This is a genomic window from Streptomyces sp. SID5469 (genome assembly GCF_009862865.1).
Classification (GTDB): Bacteria; Actinomycetota; Actinomycetes; order Streptomycetales; family Streptomycetaceae; genus Streptomyces; species Streptomyces avermitilis.
In genome coordinates this window covers 3328661-3352742 of sequence record NZ_WWIN01000001.1, presented here as the reverse complement: position 1 = coordinate 3352742, position 24082 = coordinate 3328661, and the positions used below count along the sequence as shown (strand labels likewise).

Annotated in this window: 18 protein-coding genes; 13 read left to right on the top strand and 5 right to left on the bottom strand. The window is 71.6% G+C overall.

Translation table 11 applies throughout. The annotated features are described in order from the left end of the window. Positions 1-246 precede the first annotated feature (246 nt). The gene (gene serA, locus GTY58_RS14290) at positions 247-1836 is read left to right on the top strand and encodes a phosphoglycerate dehydrogenase (RefSeq protein WP_010984162.1); all 1590 of its coding nucleotides are present in this window, start codon (positions 247-249) and stop codon (positions 1834-1836) included. Between the two features lie 112 nt (positions 1837-1948). Here the strand turns inward: serA and GTY58_RS14285 are convergent, their stop codons facing one another. Then, positions 1949-4963 (bottom strand): helix-turn-helix transcriptional regulator, encoded by a 3015-nt coding sequence (locus GTY58_RS14285; protein WP_010984161.1) that lies wholly within the window; start codon positions 4961-4963, stop codon positions 1949-1951. 241 nt (positions 4964-5204) lie between these two features. After that, positions 5205-6764 carry an MFS transporter gene (locus tag GTY58_RS14280; protein ID WP_037649759.1) on the bottom strand — a complete coding sequence of 520 codons (1560 nt, stop codon included), beginning with the start codon at positions 6762-6764 and terminating at the stop codon, positions 5205-5207. A gap of 97 nt (positions 6765-6861) precedes the next feature. On the opposite strand from GTY58_RS14280, the gene GTY58_RS14275 reads away from it, so the two are divergent. Further along, entirely contained in the window at positions 6862-7452 is a 591-nt protein-coding gene (locus tag GTY58_RS14275; protein WP_010984159.1) for a TetR/AcrR family transcriptional regulator, read from the top strand. Positions 7453-7582: 130 nt separating this feature from the next. After that, entirely contained in the window at positions 7583-9061 is a 1479-nt protein-coding gene (locus GTY58_RS14270; protein WP_237528787.1) for a hypothetical protein, read from the top strand. Between the two features lie 56 nt (positions 9062-9117). On the opposite strand, the gene GTY58_RS14265 is transcribed toward GTY58_RS14270, so the two are convergent. Beyond that, on the bottom strand, positions 9118-10317 hold the full coding sequence (locus tag GTY58_RS14265) for a helix-turn-helix domain-containing protein (RefSeq protein ID WP_010984157.1): 1200 nt from the start codon (positions 10315-10317) through the stop codon (positions 9118-9120). Positions 10318-10482: 165 nt separating this feature from the next. Between GTY58_RS14265 and GTY58_RS14260 the strand changes: the two genes are divergently transcribed. Beyond that, positions 10483-11409, top strand: coding sequence for a proline dehydrogenase family protein (locus GTY58_RS14260; RefSeq protein WP_010984156.1), 927 nt, complete (start codon positions 10483-10485; stop codon positions 11407-11409). Positions 11410-11554: 145 nt separating this feature from the next. Beyond that, a complete protein-coding gene (pruA, locus tag GTY58_RS14255) occupies positions 11555-13186 on the top strand; it encodes an L-glutamate gamma-semialdehyde dehydrogenase (RefSeq protein WP_010984155.1) in 1632 nt (543 codons plus the stop codon). Between the two features lie 7 nt (positions 13187-13193). On the opposite strand, the gene GTY58_RS14250 is transcribed toward pruA, so the two are convergent. Continuing rightward, a complete protein-coding gene (locus GTY58_RS14250; RefSeq protein ID WP_010984154.1) occupies positions 13194-14063 on the bottom strand; it encodes an alpha/beta hydrolase in 870 nt (289 codons plus the stop codon). Between the two features lie 122 nt (positions 14064-14185). Here GTY58_RS14250 and GTY58_RS14245 point away from each other — a divergent pair, with 122 nt between their 5' ends. Continuing rightward, positions 14186-14725 carry a GNAT family N-acetyltransferase gene (locus GTY58_RS14245; RefSeq protein ID WP_037649754.1) on the top strand — a complete coding sequence of 180 codons (540 nt, stop codon included), beginning with the start codon at positions 14186-14188 and terminating at the stop codon, positions 14723-14725. A gap of 418 nt (positions 14726-15143) precedes the next feature. Continuing rightward, the gene (locus GTY58_RS41335) at positions 15144-15275 is read left to right on the top strand and encodes a hypothetical protein (protein ID WP_010984152.1); all 132 of its coding nucleotides are present in this window, start codon (positions 15144-15146) and stop codon (positions 15273-15275) included. 105 nt (positions 15276-15380) lie between these two features. Here the strand turns inward: GTY58_RS41335 and GTY58_RS14240 are convergent, their stop codons facing one another. Continuing rightward, a complete protein-coding gene (locus GTY58_RS14240) occupies positions 15381-16940 on the bottom strand; it encodes a metallophosphoesterase family protein (protein WP_037649752.1) in 1560 nt (519 codons plus the stop codon). A 153-nt stretch (positions 16941-17093) separates the two neighbouring features. Here GTY58_RS14240 and GTY58_RS14235 point away from each other — a divergent pair, with 153 nt between their 5' ends. The 6 genes from GTY58_RS14235 (at position 17094) to GTY58_RS14210 (ending at position 23762) form a co-directional block, all read left to right on the top strand. Then, positions 17094-18137 (top strand): 3-isopropylmalate dehydrogenase, encoded by a 1044-nt coding sequence (locus GTY58_RS14235; RefSeq protein WP_010984150.1) that lies wholly within the window; start codon positions 17094-17096, stop codon positions 18135-18137. A gap of 266 nt (positions 18138-18403) precedes the next feature. Next, complete coding sequence (locus GTY58_RS14230) at positions 18404-19492, top strand: branched-chain amino acid aminotransferase (RefSeq protein WP_010984149.1); 1089 nt, start codon at positions 18404-18406, stop codon at positions 19490-19492. Between the two features lie 237 nt (positions 19493-19729). Further along, the gene (gene ureA, locus GTY58_RS14225; RefSeq protein WP_010984148.1) at positions 19730-20413 is read left to right on the top strand and encodes an urease subunit gamma; all 684 of its coding nucleotides are present in this window, start codon (positions 19730-19732) and stop codon (positions 20411-20413) included. Further along, positions 20410-22080 carry an urease subunit alpha gene (locus tag GTY58_RS14220; RefSeq protein WP_010984147.1) on the top strand — a complete coding sequence of 557 codons (1671 nt, stop codon included), beginning with the start codon at positions 20410-20412 and terminating at the stop codon, positions 22078-22080. Before ureA ends, GTY58_RS14220 begins: the two co-directional genes overlap by 4 nt. Before the next feature lie 9 nt (positions 22081-22089). After that, positions 22090-23130, top strand: a complete 1041-nt coding sequence (locus GTY58_RS14215) for an agmatine deiminase family protein (RefSeq protein ID WP_010984146.1) — start codon at positions 22090-22092, stop codon at positions 23128-23130. A gap of 11 nt (positions 23131-23141) precedes the next feature. Continuing rightward, a complete protein-coding gene (locus tag GTY58_RS14210; RefSeq protein ID WP_010984145.1) occupies positions 23142-23762 on the top strand; it encodes a TetR/AcrR family transcriptional regulator in 621 nt (206 codons plus the stop codon). Positions 23763-24082: the final 320 nt, after the last annotated feature.

Here is a 24082-nt window from a genome sequence, read left to right as displayed (position 1 = left end):
GCGTGACGCTCCGGCCCCTTCGTCGAACCCCGGGTAACGCCTGGGAACAGGCCGTTGTCCACCCCGTCCAGCCACGGACGGGTGATCCTTCCGCAGCGGCGTAAGGCGACGTCCGCGACGCCACTAGACTGCTGCACTACATACGCGTTCAGGCCCACAACGTCGTGCGTCTTCCACGCGGCAAGCACCCCTCCACCGCCTGCGGCCGTCGGGACGGCCGTCCGCATTGGACTTGTGAGGACTCACGTGAGCTCGAAACCTGTCGTACTCATCGCTGAAGAGCTGTCGCCCGCGACCGTCGACGCCCTTGGCCCGGACTTCGAGATCCGGCACTGCAACGGCGCGGACCGCGCCGAGCTGCTGCCGGCGATCGCCGACGTGGACGCCATCCTGATCCGCTCGGCCACCAAGGTCGACGCCGAGGCGGTCGCCGCCGCCAAGAAGCTGAAGGTCGTCGCACGAGCCGGCGTCGGCCTGGACAACGTGGACGTCTCCGCCGCCACCAAGGCCGGCGTGATGGTCGTCAACGCCCCCACCTCGAACATCGTGACCGCCGCCGAGCTGGCCTGCGGTCTGCTCCTGGCCACCGCGCGCAACATTCCGCAGGCCAACTCCGCGCTGAAGAACGGCGAGTGGAAGCGCTCCAAGTACACGGGCGTCGAGCTGGCCGAGAAGACCCTCGGCGTGGTCGGCCTCGGCCGCATCGGCGCGCTCGTCGCCCAGCGCATGTCGGCCTTCGGCATGAAGGTCGTCGCCTACGACCCCTACGTGCAGCCTGCCCGGGCCGCGCAGATGGGCGTGAAGGTCCTCTCCCTCGACGAGCTGCTCGAGGTCTCCGACTTCATCACCGTGCACCTGCCGAAGACCCCCGAGACCCTCGGTCTCATCGGCGACGAGGCGCTGCGCAAGGTCAAGCCGACGGTGCGCGTCGTCAACGCCGCGCGCGGCGGGATCGTCGACGAGGAGGCGCTGTTCTCGGCGCTCAAGGAGGGCCGCGTCGCCGGTGCCGGCCTCGACGTGTACGCGAAGGAGCCCTGCACGGACTCCCCGCTCTTCGAGCTCGACGAGGTCGTCTGCACCCCGCACCTCGGTGCTTCCACGGACGAGGCGCAGGAGAAGGCCGGTATCTCCGTCGCCCGGTCCGTCCGTCTCGCCCTCGCCGGTGAGCTGGTCCCGGACGCGGTGAACGTCCAGGGCGGCGTCATCGCCGAGGACGTCAAGCCGGGCCTGCCGCTCGCCGAGAAGCTCGGCCGCATCTTCACCGCCCTCTCGGGCGAGGTCGCGGTCCGCCTCGACGTCGAGGTGTACGGCGAGATCACCCAGCACGACGTGAAGGTGCTCGAACTCTCCGCGCTCAAGGGCGTGTTCGAGGATGTCGTCGACGAGACCGTGTCGTACGTCAACGCCCCGCTGTTCGCGCAGGAGCGCGGCGTCGAGGTCCGCCTGACGACCAGCTCGGAGTCCTCGGACCACCGCAACGTCATCACCGTGCGCGGCACGCTCGGCAACGGCGAGGAGGTGTCGGTCTCCGGCACGCTGGCCGGTCCGAAGCACCACCAGAAGATCGTGGCCGTCGGCGAGTACGACGTGGATCTGGCGCTCGCCGACCACATGGTCGTCCTCAAGTACACGGACCGCCCGGGTGTGGTCGGCACGCTCGGCCGCATCCTCGGCGGGGCCGGCATCAACATCGCGGGCATGCAGGTGTCCCGCGCGGTCGCCGGCGGCGAGGCCCTCGCGGTGCTCACGGTCGACGACACCGTGTCGCAGAACGTGCTGACGGAGCTGGCGGAGGAGATCGGCGCGACCTCGGCGCGGTCGGTCAACCTCGTCTGACGGTTCGTCGTACGGGATCTGACGGTTCGTCGTACGGAAGTGGGGGCCCGGTCACCTGTGGTGGCCGGGCCCCCACTGTGTTGCGCGGGCCGTGGAGCGCTCGGGTGAGCCGTCAGGTCGGCTCCGGTTCGAGCAGCCCCTCCCGGTACGCGATCACGACGGCTTCCGTGCGGCTCGCCGCGCTCAGCTTCGCCAGGATGTTGGAGACGTGGACGCTCGCCGTCTTGCCCGTGATGAACAGCTCCTCACCGATCTGCCGGTTGGTGCGGCCGCGGGCCAGCAGTCGGAGTACGTCGTTCTCCCGGGCCGTCAGTACCGCGGTGCCGTCCGCCGCGGGTGAGGTCTCGGCGAGGCGGCCGCGGCGGACGAGCGTCTCCACGGCGTCGAGCAGGGGCGCGGCGCCGAGGAGGGTGGCGGTCTCGCGGACCGCCCGGGCCTGCTCGGCGGCCTCCTCGCGACGGCCCGCCGCGAGCAGCGCCTGAGCCAGCCGGCGCCGGCAACGCGCCCGCTCGTACGGATCGCCGTACGCGAACGCGGTCACCGCCTTCTCCCACACCACCACGTCCGGACCGGACACCGTGCGCGTCCACTCCGCCTCGGCGCGGGCCAGCCAGGCCACGCCCTCGGGGCCCTGCTCGGTTCCGTCCTCGCCCCGGTCGGCCGTGGTGCGGGCCAGCTCCAGCAGCTCGGCCGCGGTGTCCGTCCAGCGGCGGACGGTCGCCGCGTCGCCGGTCAGGCGCGCCTCCTCGGCCGCGTCGGCGACCGCGGCCAGGGCGAGCGCGGCAAGCCGTACGCCGACGTCCGGGCGCTCGTTGACCGCGCCGTCGGCCAGCGCGGCCAGCGTGCCGTGGACGCGCTCGACGGCCGCCTCCGGATCGCCCCGCAGGGCCGCGGCGTCGGTCAGCACGATGCCGGCCACGAGCGTGGCCATCCACTCGGACGGCCCGTCGAGGAGCGCCTGGGCGCGGTCGGCGGCGGACCGCTCGCCGCGGGCCAGCGCCACATACAGCGCGGGGCCGATGGCGAATCCGGCTGCCGCGGGCAGCCGTTCGGCGTCGGCGGCGGCCGCCCGGGCGCACTCGTCCCAGCGGCCCAGGGTGTAGAGGATCAGGGACTGGAGGTAGCGCAGCTCCAGGGCGTACGGCGAGGACAGCAGCCCGGTGCGGCTCGCCCGGTCCAGTCCGTCGGACAGCCAGGTCAGGCAGTCGTCCAGCGCGCCGGTCTCGTAGGCGCCGATGGCCAGGTTGAACAGGGCGCGCATCTCGACCGACACGTTGCCCGCGCGGCGGGCCAGTTCGCGGGCCTGCCGCAGCCGGTCCCGGCCCTCGGGGGTACGCCGGTCGTGTCCGTCCAGGCCGACCAGGGAGACGATCAAGTCGGCCTGGGCGTCGGCCAGTTCGAGCCGCTCGGCGACGGCCAGGGCCTGCCGGGCCACCCGCCCGGCGTCCTCGTCCTCGCCCACGTAGCGCGCGGCCATGGCGTGGGTGGCCGCCGCCCACACCCAGGTACGGGACGGGGGCTCGGCGGGGATCATGGCGAGCGCCTCGCTGCTGTAGGTGAACGCGGCCTTGAGGCTGTCGACGCGCATCAGGTTGCCGGCGAGGGTGTAGCGGACGCGGGCGGCGAGTTCCGAGTCCGTGTCCGTGCCGGCGCGGGCGAGGGCGGCGCGGGTCAGGGAGACGGCGCGGTGGCTCTCGCCGGCGTGCGCGGCCGCCGCGGACGCGCGCAGCGTGAGCGTCACCGTGTCCAGGCCGGGCGTGGTGGGGCGGTCCGCGGGGGCCACGGCCGGCCACAGCTCCAGCGCCGCCTCGAGGTGGCTCAGCTCCTCGGCGGGCGCGCCGAGCCGCTGGGCGTGGTCGGCGGCTTCGAGGGAGGCGCTGAGCGCGTCGGGGAGGTTGTGGCTCTCGCGGGAGTGGTGGGCGCGTTCGGCGGCGGTCTTGGCGGGGTGAGAGCCGGGTGGGCCGTCGTGTCGGCCCGCGGCGGTGAGGAGCCCCGCGAACGTGCGGTGCAGTCGCACGCGTTCGCCCGGCAGCAGGTCCGCGTAGACCGCCTCGCGGGTGAGGGCGTGGCGGAACGAGTAGGTGTCGCGGTCGTCCGGGACGAGGAGTTGGCGGCCGACCGCCTCGCGCAGTGCCGACTCCAGTTCGTCGTCCGGGAGTTGGACGGCCTCGCGCAGCAGGTCGTGCTCGACGCGGCGGCCGGCGACCGCGGCCGTGCGCAGCACCTGCTGGGCCGTGTCCGACAGTTGTTCCAGCCGGATGAGGAGAACGTCGGCGAGGCCGCTGGGCAGCGCCGGGGTGGGGCCGTCCATGGACTCGTGCGGGGGCTCGCCCGTCCCGGTGGCCGTGTCGGTGGTGGCGGCCAGCAGTTCCTCCGCGTAGAAGGCGTTGCCCTCGGCGCGTTCGACGATCCGGCGGACCGTGGTGTCGGGGAGCGGGCCGGCGCGCAGGGCACGGACGAGGCGGGTGACCTCGGCGTCGGCCATCGGGCGCAGCTCCAGGCGGTCGACGGCGGGCAGCCGTACGAGCTCGGCGAGCAGGGGGCGCAGCGGGTGGCGGCGGTGGAGGTCGTCCGCCCGGTACGAGGCGAAGACCGCGAGGCGGTGGGCGGGGGCGCCGGCCGTGGGGAGTTGGAGCACGCCCCGGCTGAGCAGGAAACGGAGGAGGTCGCGGGAGGACTGGTCGGCCCAGTGGAGGTCCTCCAGGACGAGGAGGAGGGGGCCGTGTTCGGAGAGGTCGGCGAGGAGGGCGGCGACGCTCTCGAAGAGCTGGAGCCGGCTGCCGTCGGCTCCGCCGCCGAGGAGGCGGTCGACGGCGGGGTGGGCTGCCAGGGCGGGGGCGAGGCGGTCGTCGGTGGCGAGGGTGCCGAGGATTTCCGTGAACGGGAGGTAGGGCAGACCCACGTCGCCGAGGTCGACGCAGTGGCCGGTGAGGACCGTCATGCCGGTGCGGGTGGCGTGTGCGGCGGCTTCGGCGAGGGTGCGCGTCTTGCCCACGCCGGCGTCGCCTGCGACGAGTACGGCGCGGGGGTCGCCGCCGCGGGCGCGGTCGAGTACGCCGGTGAGGCGGGCGAGTTCGGCTGCACGGCCGATGAACGGGGTCTCGACGGAAGGCGGGAGCTGCGGCACGGGTCCATCCTGGCACGCGGGGTCGTGGGGGTGGGCGGGCCGCGTTGGGGGCGGACGGGCGGCGGTGCGCCGGGGCCGGGGCCGGGCTCCTTACGCCGGGGGGCCCGAGTACGTCGGTGGGTCCGAGTACGTCGGTGGGTCCGAGTACGTCGAGTGGGCCCGAGTACGTCGAGTGGGCCCGAGCATGCCGGTGCGCCCGAGCCGCTCCTCCGGAACCGGCTCGGGCCCACCGGTGGTGCCGTCAGGCGGCGGGCACCTGTTCCGGCGTCGCGGACTCGCTCTCGCGCACGGCCACCTTCCGCAGCGTCGCCGTCGCCAGGAACGCCGCGCCCAGCAGGAGTACCGCCCCGGCGAGCGCCGCCGCCTGCATACCGCTGGTGAACGCGTCCCGCGCGACCGCGATCAGTGCGGTGCCCGCGCCGCCCGGCAGCTCCTGTGCCACCGCCAGCGCCGCGCCCAGCGTCTCGTGGGCGGGAGCCGGGGCCGAGGCCGGGATCTCGTGGTGGTAGACCGCCGTGCCGATGGAACCCAGGACCGCCATGCCCAGCGCGCCGCCGAACTCCGCGCTCGTCTCCATCAGCGAAGAGGCCGCGCCCGCCTGCTCCAACGGTGCCGCGCCCATCGCCAGGTCCATCATCTGGGACATCACGGTGACGATCCCGGAGGCGAGGACACCCGCCCCGGCCAGCACCAGCCACATCGAGTCCGTACCGGCGAGCGCCAGCATCCCGTAGCCGCCCGCGGCGACGACGAACCCGGCGCTGACGACGTACGCGCGGTTCACGCCCTTCTGTACGAGCTGGGTGGTCACGGGTGCCGCGAAGCCGATCAGCACCGACGGGAGCAGTGACCACAGGGCCGCCTCGAGCGGGCTGTTGCCGAGGACGGACTGGAGGTACTGCGTGGTGAAGAAGGCCGAACCCAGCATGGCGAAGCAGGAGATGAGGTTGAGGACCATGGCGGGGGTGAAGCCGTGGGCCCGGAAGAGGGCCGGTGAGATCAGGGGCGACGCGGCCGTGCGCTGGCGGTGGACGAAGAGGGCGGCGAAGAGCAGACCCACCGTCACGCACACCACGTACGAGGCGTGCCAGCCCTCGGAAGGGATCTCCTTGAGCCCGTAGATCACCGGGAGTACGGCCGCCATCGACAGCGGCACGCTCAGGAGGTCGAAGCGGCCCGGGTCCGGGTTCTTCGACTCCGGCAGCAGGATCGGGCCGAGGACCAGGAGCAGCGCCATCGCCGGCAGGTTGACCAGGAAGACCGAGCCCCACCAGAAGTACTCGACGAGGACACCGCTCATCACCGAGCCGAGCGCGATGCCGGCCGTCATGACACCCGACCACAGGCCGACGGCCTTCGCCCGCTGCCCGGGGTCGGTGAACATCGTGCGCACGATCGCCATCGTCGACGGCATCAGGGTCGCGCCGCCGATGCCGAGGACCGCGCGGGCCGCGATCAGGGTCTCGGCGCTGTTCGCGTACGCGGCCACCAGCGAGGCCGTGCCGAAGGCCGCGGCGCCGATCAGGAGGAGCTTGCGGCGGCCGATGCGGTCGCCCAGCGAGCCCATCGTCATCAGCAGGCCGGCGAGCACGAACGCGTAGATGTCGAAGATCCACAGCTGTTGGGTGCTGCTCGGCTCCAGGTCCGCCGTGATCGAGGGGATCGCGAAGTAGAGGACCGAGACGTCCATCGAGACCAGGAGCAGAGGGAGCATCAGGACGCAGAGGGCGGTCCATTCACGGCGGCCGGCCCGGGTGCCAGGTGCGCCGGGTGCGGGGGTCGTGCTCGTCGGGTTCGTCATGCCAGGAACCATACGGGCGTCTTAAACGCTTGTCTAGAACAATTGTATAAGTCATGTGTCTAGGACGCTTGTCTGTCCCGGTTGTAGGGTGGCGGGCATGGGACACCGTGAGGATCTGCTCGAGGGCGCCAAGCGCTGCCTGGTGGAGAAGGGGTTCGTGCGCACGACCGCGCGCGACATCGTGAAGGAGTCGGGGACCAACCTGGCCTCGATCGGCTACCACTACGGGTCCAAGGACGCGTTGCTCGCGGAGGCGTACGTCGATCTGATCTCGAACGTCGGCGACACGTTCGGGGCGTTCGACGAAGGCGCCGCGACGGGGGAGCCCGGTTCCCTCGAACGCTTCGAGGAAGCCTGGAGGGGCGTCATCAGGTCCTTCACCGAGGCCCGCCCGATCTGGCTGCTCACCTTCGAGGTGGTCACCAACGCCGACCGGCTTCCCACGGTCCGCGAGCACCTGGTCAAGGCCCAGGACGAGGGGCGCCGGGGCCTCATCCCCATGTTCATGGGCGGTCGCGAGGAGGACGTCGACGACGAGGCGTTGCGGACGCTCGGCGGCTTCTACCAGACGCTGCTCAACGGACTGTGCCTCCAGTGGCTCTTCGATCCCGACAGCGCGTCCACGGCCGAGGGACTCACCGCGGGCCTGCGACGCGTGATCGAGGCGGCCGCCAAGCCGACGGGCTGAGCAGCCGGCTTCGCCGCTGTCCGGCCGACGACCGAGCAGCCGGCTTCGCCGCTGTCCGACGACGACCGGATCGCCGGACCCGCGGCGGAACTCCCGTGCCCGGCGGCGCGTCGTGAAGATCGTGATGGACATGAACGGCACGTCGCTCGATGAGCTCTCCCGGTCCTGGGACGAAGTCCGCGAGAACCACCGCGACTACTACAACGACCAGTACGACCGGACGGTCCTCGACTGCGCGGCCCGCCTCGCCGCCGACCCCGGCGGTGGGGCGGCGTACGTGTGGACGCTGGGGCTGCTGGTGATGGCCCCCTACGTCAACTGGCTTCCGGGCGAGGGCGTCACCACGGCCGCCGTCGCCGCGCTGGAGGCCGCCGACGAGGCGCTGCGCGACCGGCCGTGCGACCACGCGTCCCACCCGTACCAGGTCCATGACGCCGAGGACGACCCGTATCTGACCGAGCAACTGGCCCCGCTCGCCGACGAGCGCGCCGACCGGGAGGGGCAACGGCCCCGGGACGAATGGCTCTGCCCGCCGAACGTCGCCGGATTCGCGCGGATCGCCCTGGACGTCGTCGACCCGGGATCGGTCACAGATGTGCCGCCCCGTCTGCCGGCCGAGGCCCAGGACACCATCGACACGCTGTCGGCGCTGCTGCACGGCTACCCCCACCCGGGGACCGACATCGACGACGAGATCTCCTCGCAGGCGTCGAACCTCTCGTGCGCGGAACCGGCGGACCGCGCCGGACATCTGCTGGTCGTCAGGGCGGTGACCTGGTACGCCGTCTCCGGAATGGTGCGTACGAAATCCGTCCTCGACGACCTGGCCGAAGCGGTCGAGAAGGCGTTGCCGCACTTCGCCGCCGCGTCCTGCGCCCACGAGTGGCATGCGACCCTGCCCGACAGCGGCCCGGACGCCGCGGAACTCGGCGTCCGCCTGAGCAGCGCCGGTGGGCGCGGCAGGTACGAACGCGACCGTACCGAGTCGGGGCGGGGCGCTCCGCTGGAGCACGTACTGTGCCCGGTCTTCATGGCGGAGGTCGCGGACAGGACACTGACGATGCTGCGCGAGCGGCGCGAGGTGCTCTTCGGGAACCGCGACACCTCCCACCTGGACGCCGAGTACCTGCGGGCCGACGGACGGCTGGAGATCGCGAGGATCGTGGAGCGGCTCGCCCACCACAGCTGGAACGAGGAGTACGCCGACGATCTGGCCCTGTGGGCCGCCCGCCGCCACGAGCGGGCCGACGGGCGGGAACGTGCGGTGCTGCTGCTCGCCGCCCACCAGGCGACGGAGATCTCGTATCCGAGCCCGCCCCTGTCGGTGGTCCGCGGCGTCCTCGCGACCCTGCGTACCGTCGCCGCCGCACCCCGCCTCGAGCGCTGCGCGCACGACGACGAGCACCCGCCGCTGCGGTACGAGGAGTTCCGCGACGCCATGCTCCACTTCTACGCGCCCGAGGAGTTCCCGCCACCCGAGGAGTGCCCCAGCCCGGAGGCCTGGACCTGCCCGCGGTTCGCCGTCACGGTCGCCGAGGAGTGCGTCAGCGGGCTGGAGGGTCTGTACGAGGACGAGGACGAGGCAGAGGGCGAGCCCGAGAACGGGTGAGGGGGACGACCGGGCGCCGCGACGGGCACTTACAGCGGAGCGCTAGCGCCCCGCCCTCAAAGCCGCGCCCCCTTCAACGCCATGTGCAGCAGCAGCCGGTCCTCGCCGTCGTCCAGGTCCAGGCCCGTGAGCTGTTCGACGCGTGACAGGCGGTAGTAGAGCGTCTGCCGGTGGATGCCCAACTCCGCCGCCGTGCGGCCCGCCTGGCCCGCACAGTCCAGGTACACCTCGGCCGTGCGGGCCAGTTCGCGGTGGGCGGGGGAGAGCAGGGTGCGTACGGCGGGGTCGTGCGCCGCCTTGGGAGGGAGCGCGGTCAGCAGCCGGAACGGGCCGATGGACGCCCACTCGGCGACCGGCCCGAGCCGCGGCTCCGCCAGCACCGCACGCGCGGCGGCCGACGCCTCCTGCCAGGCGGTGCCCAGTTCGACGAGCCCGCTGCGGGCGACCGCGACCCCGGCCGCCGCCGCTGTGCCGCCCCGGGCGCGCTCCAGCAGCCGGGCGGCCGCGGTCAGCGCCGGCGTCAGGACGTCCGCCGAGCGCAGCCGCACCAGCAGCGCCAGACTCTGCGCGGTCGTCCCCCACGGCACCGTGCACAGCGCGGTCGCCCCCGGCACCGTACGCACCGAAGGCGCGTCGTCCGGGTCGGCGGAGGGCCAGGGGGCCACGCAGACCACCGTGTGCAGGCTGTCGCCGCGCGGACCGAGGGCCGTACGCAGCTCCGCGACCGCCATGTCCCGCTGCCAGCCGCGCTCCGCGGTGAGCACCGCCCGCAGTTCACGGGTCAGGTCCGCGCCCGCCTGCGCCTCGTCGCCGAGGAGCGCGCCGATACGGGCGGCGACCTCCATGGCGGCGGCCAGCTGCTCCGTGGACGGCCCCGGATCGGTGTCCAGCAGCCACACATAGCCCAGCACCACCCCCCGATGGCGTACCGGCAGACAGACGCGGCCCCGGTGGACCCCCGCCTCCGGGGTCGGCGGGATCCGGACCGGGCCGGCCGCCTGCGCGATACCGAAGCCCTCGAACCACTTCCGCACCGCCGGGGTCGAGCGGCGCGTGAGGATCGAACGGGTGCGGACCGGGTCCAGGGTCGCCTCGTCGAAGCCGCCGTCGCCGTCACTGTCGTAGGCGGCGAAGGCGATCAGTTCGAAGTCCCGGTTCTCCAGCGTCGCGGGGGCGCCCAGGAGCGCCGAGATCTCGTCGACCAGCTCCTGGTAGTCACCCTTGTAATCGGCCTTCACTCGGGCATTCTCCCGCATTTCCCGAGCGCCCTCATACAAATGTCTGAGATCCAGGGCACGGATGCGTGACAGCTGTCGATGGCAGACCATCGGAGAGATCCTTAGGTTTCACGGTGGTTCTCCGGGCCGTACCCGAATGGTCGGGTGACGGCCTCTTGGTCACGCTTGTTCTGGAGGTGCCCCGTGCTGGGTCCCGTGATTCTCGCCGCGTCGCGCAGCGACCGCATGCGCCGCTTCGTGTCGGCGGCCCCCGGCACCAAGCAGGTGGTCGCCCGCTTCATCGCCGGCGAGAGCGTCGACCAAGTGGTGCCGGTCGTCCAGGACTCCGCCGCCAAGGGGCTCGAGGTCACCCTCGACGTCGTCGGCGAGGACATCACCACCCGCGAGCAGGCGTACGCCGCCCGGGACGCGTACCTCGAACTGATCGGCCGCCTCAAGGAGCTGGACCTCGGCACCCAGGCCGAGATGTCCGTCAAGCTGTCGATGTTCGGGCAGGCGCTGGACGGCGGTCACGAGCTGGCCCTCGCCAATGTCCGCCCGGTCGTCGAGGCCGCCGCCGCCATCGGCACGACCGTCACGCTGGACGCGGAGGACCACACCACCCTCGACTCGATGTTCGCCATCCACGAGGAGCTCCGCAAGGACTTCCCGGGGACCGGCTGCGTCATCCAGGCGTACCTCTTCCGTACCGAGGCCGACGCCCGCCGCCTCGCCGCGAACGGCAGCCGGGTGCGTATCGTGAAGGGGGCGTACAAGGAGCCCGCCGAGGTCGCGTACCAGCAGAAGTCCGAGATCGACAAGGCGTACGTCCGTGTCCTGAGGATCCTCATGGAGGGTGAGGGGTACCCGATGATCGGGTCCCACGACCCGCGCCTCATCTCCATCGCCCAGGAGCTGGCCCGCCGCGCCGGACGCAAGCTCGACGAGTACGAGTTCCAGATGCTGTACGGCATCCGCGGCGAGGAGCACCTGCGCCTGGCAGCCGAGGGCCACCGGATGCGGGTGTACACGGCGTACGGCACCGACTGGTACGGCTACTTCATGCGCCGCCTCGCGGAGAAGCCGGCCAACCTGCGCTTTTTCGCCCGCAGCATGCTGACCCGAGGTTGAGAGATGACGATCACCCGGACGCGCTGCCGGGAGTCCGGCCCGTGGCGCAGCCACTGTCAGGTGCTGCGTCCCCCGGAACAGCACAGTGCCCGCTCGATTCTCACCAAGGGCTGACCCACCCGCTCAGTTAGGAGTTACGGAACCCATGGATGCTGTGACCCAGGTCCCCACCCCCGTCAATGAGCCGGTGCACGGCTATGCCCCCGGCTCGCCCGAGCGCGCCCGTCTGGAGGCCAAGCTCAAGGAGCTGGCCGAGAACCCGATCGAGCTGCCGATGACCATCGGCGGCGAGAAGCGGCTCGGCGGCGGTGAGCGCTTCGAGGTGGTGCAGCCGCACAACCACAAGGCCGTCATCGGCACCGGCGCGCACGCCACGCAGCAGGACGCGCAGGACGCGATCGACGCCGCGCTGGCCGCCGCCCCGGCCTGGCGCGCGATGTCCTTCGACGACCGCGCCGCGATCATCCTGCGCGCCGCCGAGCTGCTGTCCGGCCCGTGGCGCGAGACCCTCGCCGCCTCCACCATGCTCGGCCAGTCGAAGACCGCCCAGCAGGCCGAGATCGACTGTCCGTGCGAACTGGTCGACTTCTGGCGCTTCAACGTCAAGTACGCCCGCGACCTGCTCGCCGAGCAGCCCCCGGCCAACTCGCCGGGCGTCTGGAACCGCCTCGACCACCGCCCGCTCGAGGGCTTCGTCTACGCGATCACCCCGTTCAACTTCTCGGCGATCGCGGGCAACCTGCCGACGGCTCCGGCGCTCATGGGCAACGTGGTCGTGTGGAAGCCGTCCCCGACGCAGACCCACGCCGCCGTGCTGCTGATGCGGCTCCTGGAGGAGGCGGGCCTGCCCAAGGGCGTCATCAACCTCGTCACCGGTGACGGCATCGAGGTCTCCAAGGTCGCCCTGGAGCACCGCGATCTCGCGGGCATCCACTTCACGGGTTCGACCAAGACCTTCCAGTACCTGTGGAAGACGGTCGGCAACAACATCGAGAAGTACCGCTCGTACCCGCGCCTGGTCGGCGAGACCGGCGGCAAGGACTTCCTGGTCGCGCACCCGAGCGCCGACCGCGCGGTCCTGAAGACCGCCCTGACCCGCGGTGCCTTCGAGTACCAGGGCCAGAAGTGCTCCGCGACCTCCCGCGCCTACCTTCCGGCCTCCATCTGGAACTCCGGCTTCAAGGAGGAGTTCGCGGCCGAGGTCGACTACCTGACCATGGGTGACGTCACCGACCTGTCGAACTTCGTCGGCGCGGTCATCGACGAGCGCTCGTTCGCCAAGAACAAGGCGGCCATCGACCGCGCCAAGTCGGACCCGACCTGCACGATCGTGGCGGGCGGCGAGTACGACGACTCGGTCGGCTACTTCGTGCGCCCGACGGTCGTCGAGTGCTCGGACCCGGAGAACGAGGTCTTCAAGACCGAGTACTTCGGCCCGTTCCTCGCCGTGCACGTCTACGAGGACGACGCGTACGACGAGATGCTGACCCAGATGGAGTCGGCCTCGGACTACGCGCTGACGGGTGCGGTCGTCTCCAACGACCGTGCGGCGGCCGCGTACACGATGGACAAGCTCCGCTACGCCGCGGGCAACTTCTACATCAACGACAAGTCGACCGGCGCCGTCGTCGGCCAGCAGCCCTTCGGCGGCGGCCGTGCCTCGGGCACGAACGACAAGGCGGGCGCCCCGCAGAACCTGATGCGCTGGACGCTGACCCGCGCCATCAAGGAGACGCTGGTCCCGCCGACCGACTACACGTACCCGCACATGGGCTGACGTCCAGTCACACCCGCCGGGCCAGGAAGTCGTCCATCAGGGCGGCGACCTGGCCCGCGTGTGTCTCCAGGGCGAAGTGGCCGGTGGGCAGGAGGTGGATCTCGGCCGTCGGGAGGTCGCGCTGGAAGGCGAGGGCGCCCGCCGGGACGAAGATCTCGTCGTGGCCGCCCCACACCGCGAGGAGCGGGACCTGGCTGGTGCGGAAGTACTCCTGGAACGCCGGATAGAGGGCGAAGTTGGAGCCGTAGTCGGAGATCAGGTCGAGCTGGATCTCGGACTGACCGGGGCGGGCCATCAGCGCCGCGTCGTGTTCGTACGCGTCCGGGCTGACCAGCGTGGGGTCCGGGACGCCGTGCAGGTACTGCCACTTGATGCCCTCGGGGCCACTGAGCGCGCGGACGGGCTCCTCGGTCGCGGGTGTGCGCTCCGCGATCAGGGCGAGGACGGGTGCCCAGGCCTCGGCGCCCAGCCCGTCCTCGTACGCGTTGCCGTTCTGGGTGATGATCGCCGTCACCCGCTCGGGGTGCGCGAGCGCGAGCCGCAGGCCGATCGGGGCGCCGTAGTCCTGGATGTAGAGCGCGTACTCCTTCAGGCCGAGCTGTTCGGTGAACTCGTCCGTGATCTCGGCCAGTCCGGCGAACGTGTACGGGAACTCCGTGGCGGCCGGCGCCGACGAGCGGCCGAAGCCCAGGTGGTCGGGAGCCACCAGGTGGTAGCGGTCGGCGAGGAGCGGCATCAGGTCGCGGAACATGTGCGAACTGGTCGGGAAGCCGTGCAGCAGGAGCAGTACCGGGGCGCCGGCCGGCCCCGCCTCCCGGTAGTGGATCTCGTGGCCGCGGACGGTGGCGGTGCGGTGGTGGATCCGGTGCGTGGTCATGTACGCGCCCCTAACCTCTGAAACCCTTTTTGGTGGTGGCGTTCAGTCCACCACGCCCATATCTAACCAGTCAAGAGTTAATGAGGGGTTAGGTGGTGGTGGGTGTCCGCGATACTGGGCCGATGGCCATCCGACTCCGTACCGCCCATACCGTGGATCTCACCGCCGCCGAACTCCGTTCCGTCCGCTCCTTGTTGGACGGCGCCTTCGAGGGGGGCTTTGACGACGAGGACTGGGACCACGGGCTCGGTGGTCTCCACGTCCTCGTGTACGACGCGCGGGGGCTCGCGGCCCACGGCTCCGTCATTCAGCGCCGCGTGCTGCACCGCGGCCGCTCGCTGCGCGTCGGCTACGTGGAGGCGGTCGGGGTCCGTGCCGAGGCACGCCGGAGCGGTCTGGGCGGGCGGGTGATGGCCGAGCTGGAGCGGATCGTGGAGGGGGCGTACGACCTCGGGGCGCTCTCGGCGAGCGAGAAGGGGGCCGCCCTGTACGCGGCCCGGGGCTGGCAGGTCTGGCCGGGCCGGATCGGCGCGCTCGGCCCCGACGGCATCGTGCGCCTGCCGGGGGAGGAAGGCAGCACCTTCGTGCGCGCCGCGGGGGCCGGCCCCCTCGACCCGGCGTACGACCTGGTCTTCGACTGGCGCGACGGTGACGTGCTCTGACGAAGACGCCCGGCACGGGAACGCGCCCGGTCTGGGGAGAGGCCTCGGCGTCGGCGGGGGCGGGCTGGTCGCCGTCGCGGGCGGTCGCGGTCCGGGACGGTCCCGGACCGGGCGCCGGCCAGGGAGTCGCTGCCCTGCGGCTGCATCCCGCGGCGGGTGATGCCGCCCGAACAATCACCGCAGGTCAGGCGAGTGTGACCCGATCCGCCGTCTCAGATAGTAGGAAGTCCGACTAACTGTAGAGACAGATGCGCGCCTCTCGCTTAGTTTTGTAGGAGCCGAACGTCTCGCTCGATCAAGCGAATGGCGGTCGTGAGCCGGAGCCCCTGGCAGGCAACCCCTGCGGCACCGCTCCCCGCCCCATCCGGCGTCTCGTAACCCCTTTCCGCTCCCGGAATTTCGAAGGAGTCGATTTCCCATGGCCGAGACGACCGTCCGCCGCCGAGTCCGTCACATCTCCCCTGCGAGCGAATCCGACCGCAAGAACGCCGCCGCAGCCCTCCAGCGCGCCCTCGACCGCCGGGACAACGGCGGGAAGACCGGGCACTGAACCCCGCCCTCACTGGGCATCACCAGGTAGCCGGGAGCCGCGCCCGCACGGGGTGCGGCGCGGCCGTGAGCCATGGGCTCACGCCCCGCACCGCACCTCGGACCTTCACGCCCCGCGCCGCACCTCGAAGTAGTCGATCCGCTCGCCGCTCTGCGCCAGCGCCGACACCTTGAGCTTCGCCGCCGCGCCGGTCTCCGCCTCCACCGAGAGGAACGAGAAGCCGGTGTAGCGCACCCGAGACCACTCCACGGTGTCGTGTTTGCGATGGCGCGCCTCGGTCCAGTGGAAGGTGTCCACGGACTCGCGGTCGGCCACGTTCCCCTCGTAGCTGTCCTTGACCCCGTCGGGGAAGCTGTACAGGCTCTTGCCCGCGCCGCCCGCCGTGACGTACACGATCCCGTCCCGCGTCGGGTCGGTCGACGCGCCGACCGGGACCGCCCTGCCGACGCGGCCGCCCTTGATGGCGTCGGTCCGCTCGTACACATGGTTGTGCCCGTTGATCACCAGGTCCACCTGGTGCTTGGCGAACAGCGGCAGCCACGCGTCCCGCACGCCGCCGTCGGAGGCGTGCGTCGAGGTCGAGTACGCGCAGTGGTGGAAGAAGACCACGACGAAGTCCACCGAGGCCGACGCGCGCAGTTCGCCGAGCCGCCGGTCGAGCCAGGCCGTCTGCCGACCGCCCGTAAAGCCCTTGTTGGCGGGAATCTCGTACGACACGTCGTTCGCGTCCAGCGCCACGATCCCGACATTGCCGTAGGTGAACGAGTAGACGCCCGGCGCCTTCTGCGGGTCGAAGCCGTTGTCCGGGAGCGTCCAGCGCGCCGACTGGCCGCCGTACCCGTTCGGCGAGTACCACGCCTCCATGTCGTGGTTGCCGGTCGTCACCATCCACGGCACCGACTTCGCCACCGACTCGGTCTGCGCGAGGAACTGGTCCCAGACCCGGGGGTCGTAGATGTCCGACTCCTCGCCGTGCCCGGTCGTGTCCGCGTAGCAGATGTCGCCCGCGTGGAGGTGGAAGGACGGGTGGCGGCCGAGGATCACCTTGTCGTTGGCGAGCGCGTCGTAGCTCACCCCCTGGTCGCCGAAGGCGGTGAACACGAACGTCTCCGGAGCCGCGGGCGCCGTACGGAAGGAGCCGACCGTGGACAGCCGCTCCCGGGACGCCGGGTCGAAGCCGTCGTGCCCGACCCCGTAGTAGTACCGCGTACCGGGCCTGAGGCCGTCGAGGGCCGCGTGCAGGTAGTACTGGTCCACCGCGAACCGCTGCCCGGTCAGCCCCGGCGTGTGCAGATCCCGGACCTCGGCCGCCATCCTCCGGCTCAGGTCGGTGGGCTTCAGCCCCACCCGTACATACGGCTTTTGGACCGCGAGCGGCACCTGCCACGAGATCCGCATCTGTGTCTTCGGATCCGCGCCGAAGGCGAGATGGCGGCCGAAGGGGGCCACGGCGGAGCCGTGCACCGTCCCGGTGGCGGGCGCGGACGACGGGGTACCGGTTGCCGTGCCCGACCCGGCACAGCCGGTCAGCAGCCCGCCGGCCACCCCGCCCGCGGTCAGCAGCACGCCACGCCGGGACAGCTTCGTACGCAGGTACTCGTACTGCTCCGCCATGCTCATACGGCGCGCGAGCCGCTCGGGGATGCCGACGTTCGGGGTGTCCATGCCGGTGAACTTCCCAGCGAAGCCCAACGACCGCCAAACGTACGGGTGAACGGCAGCCGACGGATTGACCCGTGAGGCGTGTACGGCCACCCCGATGTGTCCGTATCGCGGACACCCCGTGTCATCCCATGGGACAAGGAGTACGGTGCCGTCATGGCTCGCAGCATCAATCTCGCAGTGATTCCCGGTGACGGCATCGGCCAGGAGGTCGTGGCCCAGGGGCTCAAGGTCCTCTCCGCCGCCCTTCCCTCGGACGTGAAGCTGGAGACCAAGGAGTTCGACTTCGGCGCCCGGCGCTACCACGCCACCGGTGAGACCCTCACCGACGCCGACCTCGACGCCCTGAAGCAGCACGACGCGATCCTGCTCGGCGCGATCGGCGACCCGTCGGTCCCGTCCGGCGTCCTGGAGCGCGGCTTCCTGCTCAAGCTGCGCTTCGCCTTCGACCACCACGTCAACCTGCGGCCCTCGAAGCTGCTCCCCGGCGTCGAGACCCCGCTCGCCGGCCAGCCCGAGATCGACTTCGTGGTGGTGCGCGAGGGCACCGAAGGCCCGTACACCGGCAACGGCGGCACCATCCGCACCGGCACCCCGCACGCGGTCGCCACCGAGGTCTCGCTGAACACCGCCTTCGGCATCGAGCGCGTGGTGCGCGACGCCTATGCCCGCGCCCAGGCCCGCCCCCGCAAGAAGCTGGCGCTCGTCCACAAGAACAACGTGCTCGTGCACGCCGGTCACCTGTGGACGGACATCTTCAACAAGGTGGGCGAGGAGTTCCCGGACGTCACCACCGAGTACATGCACGTGGACGCGGCGACCATCTACCTCGTCACGCAGCCCGAGCGCTTCGACGTGATCGTCACCGACAACCTCTTCGGTGACATCATCACCGACCTCGCCGCGGCGATCTCCGGCGGCATCGGAGTCGCCGCCTCCGGCAACATCAACCCGTCCGGCGCGTACCCGTCGATGTTCGAGCCCGTGCACGGCTCGGCACCCGACATCGCCGGCCAGGGCAAGGCGGACCCGTCCGCCACGATCCTGTCCGTCGCCCTCCTGCTGCGCCACCTCGGCTACGAGGCCGAGGCCGCGCGTATCGAGGAGGCCGTCTCCGCCGACCTCGCGGAGCGTGTGGGCAAGCCCGCCCGCAGCACCGACGAGATCGGTGACGCGCTCACCGTACGAGTAGCAGGCTGACCCGCCGCGCCACTGCCCTTTGAGAGACAGCCGCCGGGTCGCATCCGCACCCGGCGGCTTTTCCTATGCCCTCGCCGGGTGCCACCATCAACCCCTGGGCACTTCCCTGGGCCGCACGCACACCGTTCACAGCCACGGCGAACCGCGAGCGATAATCGAACGCGGAGCCGCGGAATGAGGGAATGCTCGGACGTCCACGCACTGGCCACTGGCGGTACGGGCGTGAGCGCGGCCCGCCACACACAACCGGTGAAGGACAACCACTCATGACGACGCCCACGATCGAGCTCAAGCCCTCCGCCAGTCCGCTCTCCGACGCGGAGCGCGAGGCGATCCTGGCCAGCCCCGGATTCGGCCGCCACTTCACCGACCACATGGTGACGATCAAGTGGACGGAGGGACGCGGCTGGCACGACGGCCAGCTCGTTCCGTACGCCCCGCTCTCCCTCGACCCGGCCACCATGGTCCTGCACTACGCGCAGGAGATCTTCGAGGGCCTGAAGGCGTACCGCCAGCCCGACGGCTCGGTGGCCTCCTTCCGCCCCGACATGAACGCCAAGCGCTTCCAGGCCTCGGCCCGCCGCCTCGGAATGCCGGAGCTGCCGGTCGAGACGTTCATCGAGGCGTGCGACGTGCTGGTCCAGCAGGACGCGTCGTGGGTGCCGGCGCACGGCGGCGAGGAATCCCTCTATCTGCGCCCGTTCATGATCGCGACCGAGGTCGGCCTGGGCGTGAAGCCCGCCAACGAGTACCTCTTCCTCGTCATCGCGTCCCCGGCGGGCGCGTACTTCCCGGGCGGCGTGAAGCCGGTCTCGATCTGGCTCTCCGAGGACCGCGTGCGCGCCGTCCCCGGCGGCATGGGTGACGCCAAGACCGGCGGCAACTACGCCGCGTCGCTGCTCGCGCAGGCCGAGGCCGCCGAGAAGGGCTGCGCCCAGGTCGCGTACCTCGACGCGGTCGAGCACAAGTGGGTGGAGGAGCTCGGCGGCATGAACCTGTACTTCGTGTACGGGAACAAGATCATCACGCCCGCCCTGACCGGCTCCCTCCTCGCGGGCGTCACCCGCGACTCCCTGCTCTCGGTCGCCCGTGACCTGGGCTACGAGTCCGAGGAGGGCCGCGTCTCCATCGACCAGTGGCAGGCCGACACCGAGAACGGCACGCTGACCGAGGTCTTCGCCTGCGGTACGGCCGCGGTCATCACGCCGGTCGGCACGGTCAAGCGCAGCAGCGCCGAGTGGCAGCACTCGGGCGGTGAGCCGGGCGAGGTCACCCTGAAGCTGCGCGAGGCCCTCCTCGACATCCAGCGCGGCATCGGCGAGGACAAGCACGGCTGGATGCACCCGCTGGGCTAGACCGACAGGGCCTCGCCCTCACTCATGGCTGTTCAGGGCCGCCGCGGACTCAAGGGTCCGCGGCGGCCCTGTCGTGTACCCGGGGGCTTGCGGGTGATCGGCGAGGTCGGCCGGCGCGATGTTTGAGCAGTGTTCAATGTGACATGACCCAAGTTCATGGATCAATGTTCCCGTTCGGCGAGTGTCGTGGTTAGAGTGGTGCTCTAAATCGCGGAAACGCAAGGAGGTGTCGTTCACGTGCGGCTGACCCCCACGGAACGTGACCGGCTGCTGCTCTTCGGGGCCGCGGAGCTGGCCCGGGCGCGCAGGGCGCGCGGTCTTCGGCTCAATGTGCCGGAGGCGACCGCTCTCATCGCCGACACCGTCTGTGAGGCCGCCCGGGACGGGCGCCGGCTCGCCGAGGCGATCGCCGCCGCGCGAGCCGTGCTCGGCCCGGACGACGTACTGCCGGGCGTCGCCGACATCGTCACCGAGGTGCATGTCGAGGCTGTCTTCGACGACGGTTCGCGGCTCGCGGTGGTGACCGACCCGATCGGGGGAGGGCTGGGCGACCAGGCTCCGGGCGCGCTGCTGCCGGGGCCGGAACACACCGAGCCCGAGGCCGTCGTACGGGTGCTCGTCACCAACACGGCCACCGTGCCCGTCTCCGTCACCTCCCACTTCCACTTCTTCGAGGCCAACCCGCGGCTCGACTTCGACCGCGCGGCCGCCTACGGCATGCGGGCGGCCGTGCCCGCGGGCTCATCGGTGCGGTTCGGGCCGGGGGAGAGCGTCGAGATCGGGCTCGTGCCCGTCGGCGGCGACCGGATCGCGATCGGGTTCGCCGGTCTGGTCGACGGGCCGCTGGACGCGCCTGGGGCGAAGGAAGAGGCCCTGCGCAGGGCCGCCGCCTGCGGATATCTCGGAGTCGAGCAGCGATGAATCCCTACGCATACGCCGCCACCCACGGCCCCCGGGCCGGCGACCGGGTCCGCCTCGGCGACTCGGGGCTGACGATCCGCGTCGAGTCCGACGCCCAGCAGTACGGGGACGAGTTCCTCGCCGGGTTCGGCAAGACCGCCCGCGACGGACTGCACCTCAAGGCCGCGGCCGTCCGCGACACCTGTGACGTCGTCATCAGCAATGTCGTCGTGATCGACGCGGCGCAGGGCATCCGGAAGGTGTCCATCGGGATCCGGGAAGGCCGGATCTGCTCGATCGGACGGGCCGGGAACCCCGACACCCTCGCCGGGGTCGACGTCGTGGTCGGCACCGGCACGTCCATCGTCTCCGGAGAGGGGCTGATCGCCACCGCCGGAGCCGTCGACACCCACGTCCACCTGCTGTCGCCGCGCATCATGGAGGCCTCCCTCGCCTCCGGCGTGACCACGGTCATCGGCCAGGAGTTCGGGCCCGTGTGGGGCGTCGGCGTCAACTCGCCCTGGGCGCTGCGGCACGCGTTCAGCGCCTTCGACGCCTGGCCGGTCAACATCGGCTTCCTGGGCCGGGGTTCGTCGTCCGACCCGGCGCCCCTGGTCGAGGCACTCGCCGAGGGCGGCGCGTCCGGCTTCAAGGTCCACGAGGACATGGGCGCCCACACCCGTGCCCTCGACACCGCGCTGCGCGTCGCCGAGGAGCACGATGTGCAGGTCGCCCTGCACAGCGACGGACTGAACGAGTGCCTCTCGGTCGAGGACACCCTGCGGGTCCTCGACGGGCGCACCATCCACGCCTTCCACATCGAGGGCTGCGGCGGCGGGCACGTACCGAACGTGCTGAAGATGGCGGGCGTCCCGAACGTCATCGGCTCGTCCACCAACCCGACCCTGCCCTTCGGCCGGGACGCGGTCGCCGAGCACTACGGGATGATCGTCTCCGTCCACGACCTCAAGCCCGACCTGCCCGGCGACGCCGCCATGGCCCGCGACCGGATCCGGGCCGGGACCATGGGCGCCGAGGACGTGCTGCACGACCTGGGCGCGATCGGCATCACCTCGTCGGACGCGCAGGGCATGGGGCGGGCGGGCGAGACCGTGCGACGGACCTTCGCGATGGCCGGGAAGATGAAGGCCGAGTTCGGCGCCCCCGAGGACCACGACAACGCGCGCGTCCTGCGTTACCTGGCCAAGCTGACCATCAACCCCGCCCTCGCGCACGGGCTCGCCCACGAGGTCGGCTCGATCGAGGTCGGCAAGCTCGCCGACATCGTGCTGTGGCGCCCGGAGTTCTTCGGCGCCAAGCCGCAGCTCGTACTCAAGTCGGGCTTCCCCGCGTACGGGGTCGTGGGCGACCCGAACGCCGCGACCGACACCTGCGAACCCCTCGTCCTCGGGCCGCAGTTCGGGGCGCACGGGGCGACGCCCGCCGAGATCTCGGTGGCCTTCGTGGCGCAGGCGGCGCTCGACCAGGGCAACGACCGGATGCCGACCCGCCGACGGAGGGTCGCCGTGCGCGGCACCCGCGGCATCGGCCCCGCCGACCTGCGCCTCAACTCCCGCACCGGAGCGGTCGACGTCGACCAGCGCACCGGCCTGGTCACCCTCGACGGCGACCCGATCCGTTCCGAGCCCGCCGACTCGGTCTCCCTCAACCGCCTGTACTTCCTCTAAGGACCCGCCATGAGCACCCCCGCCGCCGACGGCTTCCGCATGCCCGCCGAGTGGACCCCGCACGAGCGCACCTGGATGGCGTGGCCGGGCCCCAACCCCACCTTCGACCACCCCGACGACCTCGCCGAGTCGTGCCGGGCCTGGGCGGATGTGGCCCGCGCGATACGCCGCTTCGAGCCGGTCACCGTCGTGTGCGGGCCGGGGCGGTCGGCCGAGGCGCGAGACCTGCTGGGCCCGGGCATCGACACCGTCGAACGCGACCTCGACGACGCCTGGATGCGCGACATCGGTCCCACCTTCCTGACCGACGGGAAGGGCGGACTCGCCGCCGTCGACTGGACGTTCAACGGCTGGGGCGCCCAGAGCTGGGCCCGCTGGGAGCACGACGCGAAGATCGCCGCGTACGTCGGTGACCTCGCCGGCGCGAAGACGTACGCCTCGAAGCTGGTCAACGAGGGCGGCGCGATCCACGTCGACGGCGAGGGGACGGTCCTGCTCACGGAGACCGTGCAGCTCGGTGCCGAGCGCAACCCCGGCTGGACCCGCGAGCAGGTCGAGACGGAGATCCACGCCCACCTCGGGACCAGCAAGGCGATCTGGCTGCCGCGCGGACTGACCGGCGACTACCCGCCGCACGGCTTCGGCACCCTCGGCCATGTCGACATCGTCGCCGCCTTCGCCCGCCCCGGCGTCGTCGTCGCGCACCACCAGCCGGACCCGGCCCACCCCGACCACGAGGTCAGCAAGGAGGTCATCGGCCTGCTGAAGGCGGCGACCGACGCGCACGGCCGGCGCATCGAGGTCGTCGAGGTGCCCGCCCCGACGGTCCTGGAGGCGGACGGCCACTGGGCCGACTACTCCTACATCAACCACTACCTGTGCAACGGCGGCGTCGTGCTCTGCGGCTTCGACGATCCGCGCGACGAGACCGCGGCCGGGATCTTCCGCCGCCTGTTCCCCGAGCGGACGGTGACCCTGGTGGACGCCCGTACGATCTTCTCCGGAGGCGGGGGCATCCACTGCATCACCCAGCAGCAGCCGAAGAACTGAGGAGTCGGACGATGGCCGGTGCGGGCCGGGCGCGGAAGAACGCGCCGCCGCGCGAGGAGGTCCTCGCCGCCGCCATGGACATGATCGCCGAGCGCGGTCTGGAGAAGCTCACCATGGCGGCGCTCGGCCGCGAGGTCGGCATGAGCAGCGGCCATCTCCTCTACTACTTCCACTCCAAGGACGAGCTGCTGCTCCAGACCCTGGAGTGGAGCGAGGGCCGCCTCGGCATCGAGCGCGGGCGGCTCCTCACGCGGACGGCCCCGGCCCGCGAACGGCTGGACGCGTATGTCGACCTGTATGTGCCCGACGGCCATCGCGACCCGCACTGGACGCTCTGGCTGGAGGTCTGGAACCACTCGCAGAACGCCGACGAGCAGGGCCGCGAGCGACAGGCGGCCATCGAGGGCGCCTGGCACCGCGACCTGGTGGCACTGCTCGCGGAGGGGGTCTCCCGGGGAGAGTTCCGCCCCGTGGACCCGGACCGCCTCGCGGCCCGGGTGCGCGCGCTGCTCGACGGCTTCTCCATCCACGTGGCGATCGGCCTCCGCGGCACGGACCGGGGGCAGATTCTCGGCCACGTACGGGAGTTCCTCGATGAGTCGCTGGGGCGACCGGGTCTCGCGGACACCTGATCACCCGTCCGGGTTGTACGTAAACGAGCGCATTGACCCGGGGTGGGTGATGCGGTTGCATCCCGGTGAGCCCTCGGTGCGGGGCCGGGGGGAAAGACAAGGTTCCGGGGGGAAACCATGTCCATGGCCGCGCGTGTCTCCAGCAAACGCCCTGAGGGCGTCCTCGACGCCAAGGGCGGCGCGTATTCACGCGACCTGAGCGTCTACGTGACCTGAAGCGCCGGCCGCCCGCGCCGCGTCGCCGACGCACCGGCCGCGGCAGTGGACCCCGGGGGGCCCTGCCCTCCTGCACATCCGCACCGCCACCCGCCACCCGCCGC

What these genes read in the sequence shown, in the direction of transcription:
- GTY58_RS14280 (WP_037649759.1), bottom strand. Translation starts at nt 6,764, where the DNA reads ATGACGAACCCGACGAGCACGACCCCCGCACCCGGCGCACCTGGCACC.
- GTY58_RS14275 (WP_010984159.1), top strand. Translation starts at nt 6,862, where the DNA reads ATGGGACACCGTGAGGATCTGCTCGAGGGCGCCAAGCGCTGCCTGGTG.
- GTY58_RS14270 (WP_237528787.1), top strand. Translation starts at nt 7,583, where the DNA reads ATGAACGGCACGTCGCTCGATGAGCTCTCCCGGTCCTGGGACGAAGTC.
- GTY58_RS14265 (WP_010984157.1), bottom strand. Translation starts at nt 10,317, where the DNA reads ATGCGGGAGAATGCCCGAGTGAAGGCCGATTACAAGGGTGACTACCAG.
- pruA (WP_010984155.1), top strand. Translation starts at nt 11,555, where the DNA reads ATGGATGCTGTGACCCAGGTCCCCACCCCCGTCAATGAGCCGGTGCAC.
- GTY58_RS14250 (WP_010984154.1), bottom strand. Translation starts at nt 14,063, where the DNA reads ATGACCACGCACCGGATCCACCACCGCACCGCCACCGTCCGCGGCCAC.
- GTY58_RS14245 (WP_037649754.1), top strand. Translation starts at nt 14,186, where the DNA reads ATGGCCATCCGACTCCGTACCGCCCATACCGTGGATCTCACCGCCGCC.
- GTY58_RS41335 (WP_010984152.1), top strand. Translation starts at nt 15,144, where the DNA reads ATGGCCGAGACGACCGTCCGCCGCCGAGTCCGTCACATCTCCCCTGCG.
- GTY58_RS14240 (WP_037649752.1), bottom strand. Translation starts at nt 16,940, where the DNA reads ATGGACACCCCGAACGTCGGCATCCCCGAGCGGCTCGCGCGCCGTATG.
- GTY58_RS14235 (WP_010984150.1), top strand. Translation starts at nt 17,094, where the DNA reads ATGGCTCGCAGCATCAATCTCGCAGTGATTCCCGGTGACGGCATCGGC.
- GTY58_RS14230 (WP_010984149.1), top strand. Translation starts at nt 18,404, where the DNA reads ATGACGACGCCCACGATCGAGCTCAAGCCCTCCGCCAGTCCGCTCTCC.
- GTY58_RS14220 (WP_010984147.1), top strand. Translation starts at nt 20,410, where the DNA reads ATGAATCCCTACGCATACGCCGCCACCCACGGCCCCCGGGCCGGCGAC.
- GTY58_RS14215 (WP_010984146.1), top strand. Translation starts at nt 22,090, where the DNA reads ATGAGCACCCCCGCCGCCGACGGCTTCCGCATGCCCGCCGAGTGGACC.
- GTY58_RS14210 (WP_010984145.1), top strand. Translation starts at nt 23,142, where the DNA reads ATGGCCGGTGCGGGCCGGGCGCGGAAGAACGCGCCGCCGCGCGAGGAG.